The sequence below is a fragment of the Stenotrophomonas sp. GbtcB23 genome (genome assembly GCF_019091045.1).
In the GTDB taxonomy this organism is placed as follows: Bacteria; Pseudomonadota; Gammaproteobacteria; order Xanthomonadales; family Xanthomonadaceae; genus Stenotrophomonas; species Stenotrophomonas rhizophila_A.
The window spans coordinates 1-3,672 of the sequence record NZ_JAGXKC010000092.1 but is presented as its reverse complement, the minus strand read 5'-3'; the positions used below and the strand labels follow the sequence as shown (position 1 = coordinate 3,672).

Below are 3,672 nucleotides of genomic sequence, written 5' to 3'. Positions count from 1 at the left end.
TCGAACGCAGTGAAGCGCAGTTGGCGGCTACGGCGGCGGCGGTGGAGCAGGGTCTTGCGGACAACGGAAGGCAGGGTGACCTGGTACTTGAACTGATCCCAGACCCGCGCACCCACGCGCCAAGCGCCGACAGCGCCATTGCTGCATTCGGTGATGCGGGTGGCAACCGCATGGTCCTCACGGCGACCACCACGATGGAGGACGTTGCGAGGGTTCAGGCGTCACAGCAGCATACCGCCGCTCTGCAGGGCAACGTGGCGGAAGAGGTGCCAATCCAGAACGCGCCGGAGCTGCGCATTGAGGCACTGTCGCCCGACGCGTGGGACGCCCATCAGCAGGCGCTGAGGGAGGCCAACCGGCAAGGCGCTTCCGCGGAGGAGGCCGCACAGCTGGCTGCATTGGCGGCGATGCGGGCAGATGGCAGGGACGTCGCTGAAGCGCGTGTGCCGGAGCTGGTTGAGAACGAGCCAAGCACCACCAATGAGCCGCCTTCCTCGCAGCCAGCCCCTCATCTGGCTGCAGCAGCGATTGCCGCTTCTGTCGAGCGCACCACGGTCGAGGAGCAGTCCACGGCCCAGCGAGAGCCCCAGACAGCTCAGGGGGCTGAGCAGGGCGCACGTGAGCACGTCGAAGCGCAGCGTGCCCAGGAGGCGTTCGCTCGTACTGCCGAGGAAGAGGAGGCTCGGCGCGAAGCGTCCGTGGCGGAGGCACAAGCTCACACGGCGCCCACTTCACCCGACATCGCCTCGACACCGATACAGCCGGTGCCTGAGCCCGAACCTGTCGAACGGCCACCGGTAGAAGTCCCCGACCTCGCTGCGACCGTCGCTGCGTCAGAAGCGAAGGCAGAGCAGCAGGTAACCCCCGAAGCGGCGCCGGAGACTGTTATCCGCGTGGACGCCAGCCAGCCTGAGATCGGGGTGCAGGCTGAGACGTCCGAGCGACCGGGCATGGAGGATGCAGCGTCAACACAGCACCCACTGCGGGATGAAGTTTCGCTCGACGAGCCTGTTACAGAGGCAGCGCCGAGAGACGTGGTTGAGCAGGTGGTGGCGGCCGAGCAACCGGATGCCGTTCCGTTGAAAGAACCCGCGAACGACGTCATCGCGAATCAGGCTGTGCCGGAGCAACAGCCGGAGCCAGAACCAGAGCCTGCCATGGCGCGGGTGGCGCAGCCCGCTGATGAGCAGGAACCTTGGACACCCCTCAACCCCGAGCACCCCGACCACGCCCTCGACCAGCAGATCCGCGAGGGCGTAGCGAAGCTGGACGAGGCCCACGGCCGCAGCTACGACCAGACCAGCGAGCGCCTCACCGGCAGCCTGATGGTGCTGGCCAAGAGCAACGGCCTGGACAGCGTGGACCACGTGGTGCTCAGCCAACCCACGGAAAGCCAACCCGGCGGCCAGAACGTCTTCGTGGTCCAGGGCGAGCTGGACAACCCCGGCCACCAACGCGCCGGCATGCCAACGGCGCAGGCAGTGAAGACACCGTTCGAAGAGTCTCTTGAGCAGTTTGACGTTGCGGCGTTCGAGCAGGAACAGCGCGCCGCGCAACTGGCAACGCAGCAGCAGGAAGAAGATCAGCGCGTGCAGCAGGAGATGCAGGTCGCGGCGGCAAGCATGGGGTACTGACTGCGCTCAGCTGTTCAACGCCAGCCCCATCGGCGGCCACAGCGGGTTCATCCGGTCCAGGTCGTAGTCATTGCCGAACGCCAGCGCCGCCTCACGCGGCTCCAGGTCGTAGTAGCTCACCAGCAGCTGTTCGTCCATGCCGGCGTCGCTGTGGTTGATGGCGTACAGCCCCAGCATGGCCTGGTCGAACTCTTCCAGCCAATCAAGGTCGATCTTGTTCATGTTGATCCTCCGAAGCGGATCGCAGGATCGCGCAGGGGCGTCTCACGGCGTGGGACGGAGGAATCCCGCCGCTGGCCACCCCTGTTAAGATGTCCGGGCCAGCCAGCCTTCCCACGTCATTCGACCGTGTGGTTGGCCGCTCCTCCCAGCGGCCACGCGAGCCAGGATCCTTCCTCTGCCTCTCACAAGGACGCTCGCATGCACCCTCGTTCCCTGTTCCGTTCGGCCGCCCTGGCGCTGGCCGTCAGCCTGACCCTTGGCGCCCCGTCTGCCTTTGCCGCTGAAAAGGCCGCCACCACCGCCGCCGCTTCCTCCGTGCAGCGCGCCGCGGTGGCCCAGGGCCTGTACGAGCTGGCCTTCAGCCCTACCCAGAACGCGCTGTTTGTGGCCTCTTCGGGCGGCTTCGGCGATGCCGCCGGCCCGGCCCAGGTGCTGCGCCTGAATCCGGATTCGCTGGCCGTGGAAGCCAAGATCCCGCTGGAGCGCAAAGCCTTCGGCGTGGTGCTCGATGACGCCCATAACCGCCTGCACGTGGGCAACACCGTGGACACCTCGGTGACCGTGGTGGATACCGCCTCCAACAAGGCGGTGGGCATCGTGCAGCTGATGGAGAAGAAGGTTGGCAAGGATGGCAAGGCCGGCTACACCCACGACCTGCGCGAGCTGGTGGTGGATTCCCCGAACAACCGCCTGTATGTGACCGGCCACTCCGGCGAAGGCAGCGTGCTGTTCGTGGTGGACACCCAGTCGCTGAAGCTGATCAACACCATTCCGGGCCTGGGCAACGCCAAGGCGCCGGGGCTGACCCTGGATGCGGCCAACAAGCGCGTGCTCACCTCGAACCTGCTGGGTGAAGTGGTCACCGTGGGCACCGACACCGGCAAGGTGGAGCAGCGCTTCAAGGTCAGCGCCGAGCAGCCGATGAACCTGGCGCTGGACCCGAGCGGCAAGCGCCTGTTCGTGACCGACCAGGGCCTGGAGATGATCCGCAAGTACCAGGGAAACAGCATTCCGGGCTTCGTCTCCAAGCACCCGGGCCAGCGCGTGCTGGTGCTGGACCCGACCACCGGCAAGGAACTGGCCAGCATCGCCACCGACGCCGGTCCGCTGGGCCTGCTGCTGGATGCGCCGCGCAAGCGGCTCTACGTGACCAACCGCGAAGCCGGCACGGTGACCGCGTATGACAGCGAGAGCTACAAGCAGGTGGGCACCTATGACGTGCCGACCCACCCGAACAGCCTGGCACTGGATGCGAAGAAGAACGTCCTGTACGTGACCATCAAGAATGGCGACAAGGACGGGAAGGGGAGTGAGGAGTCTGTGGCGCGGATTGCGCTGTAAAGACTGGCGACCACATGCCTGGCCGCCAAAGCGCGGCCGGGCACCCCTCAATCCTCCTTTAATCGGGCGATACGGCGCGAACCTCTGGCGACGCTGCGCAGAAGGCCGCTTGAATCCCCAGAATGATGTCGTCAGCGGAGATATCTTTCCCGAAGCGCGACAAGTCGTGCTGTTCCATGCGTGCCTCAGCCGCGAACCGCTCGATGTCTGCAGCGATGCGAGGGCTTACATCGAAGCGTGTACTTGGCAGTAGAACTTGCGAGAGCGCGAAAACATCCATCAGATGTTTCCGGATGTCTTTGCCGTCAATGGCATCACCGCTGGCTTTGCGCTCTCGAAGGTCGAGCCAAGCCACTGCCTTCAGTGCGATGAGGCAGCCTTCGCCAATATAGGGTAGGCCCATCAAATCCTTGCGCTCGGCAAGAATGAACGCGTAATAGTCTGGGTCCAGCAGTATTGCTGAAAGGCTTGCAAC

Annotated in this window: 4 protein-coding genes; 2 read left to right on the top strand and 2 right to left on the bottom strand. The window is 65.2% G+C overall.

Going from position 1 to position 3,672, the window contains the following annotated elements:
• Positions 1 to 170 precede the first annotated feature (170 nt).
• Positions 171 to 1,634, top strand: a complete 1,464-nt coding sequence (locus KVS69_RS17975; RefSeq protein WP_254622267.1) for an XVIPCD domain-containing protein — start codon at positions 171 to 173, stop codon at positions 1,632 to 1,634.
• A 6-nt stretch (positions 1,635 to 1,640) separates the two neighbouring features.
• On the opposite strand, the gene KVS69_RS17970 is transcribed toward KVS69_RS17975, so the two are convergent.
• Positions 1,641 to 1,856: a hypothetical protein gene (locus KVS69_RS17970; RefSeq protein WP_083214053.1), complete on the bottom strand. Its 216-nt coding sequence runs from the start codon at positions 1,854 to 1,856 to the stop codon at positions 1,641 to 1,643.
• Between the two features lie 198 nt (positions 1,857 to 2,054).
• Here KVS69_RS17970 and KVS69_RS17965 point away from each other — a divergent pair, with 198 nt between their 5' ends.
• The gene (locus tag KVS69_RS17965; RefSeq protein ID WP_217539370.1) at positions 2,055 to 3,197 is read left to right on the top strand and encodes a YncE family protein; all 1,143 of its coding nucleotides are present in this window, start codon (positions 2,055 to 2,057) and stop codon (positions 3,195 to 3,197) included.
• A gap of 58 nt (positions 3,198 to 3,255) precedes the next feature.
• On the opposite strand, the gene KVS69_RS17960 is transcribed toward KVS69_RS17965, so the two are convergent.
• On the bottom strand, positions 3,256 to 3,672 hold a 417-nt coding region (locus KVS69_RS17960), incomplete at its 5' end, for a hypothetical protein (RefSeq protein WP_217539369.1).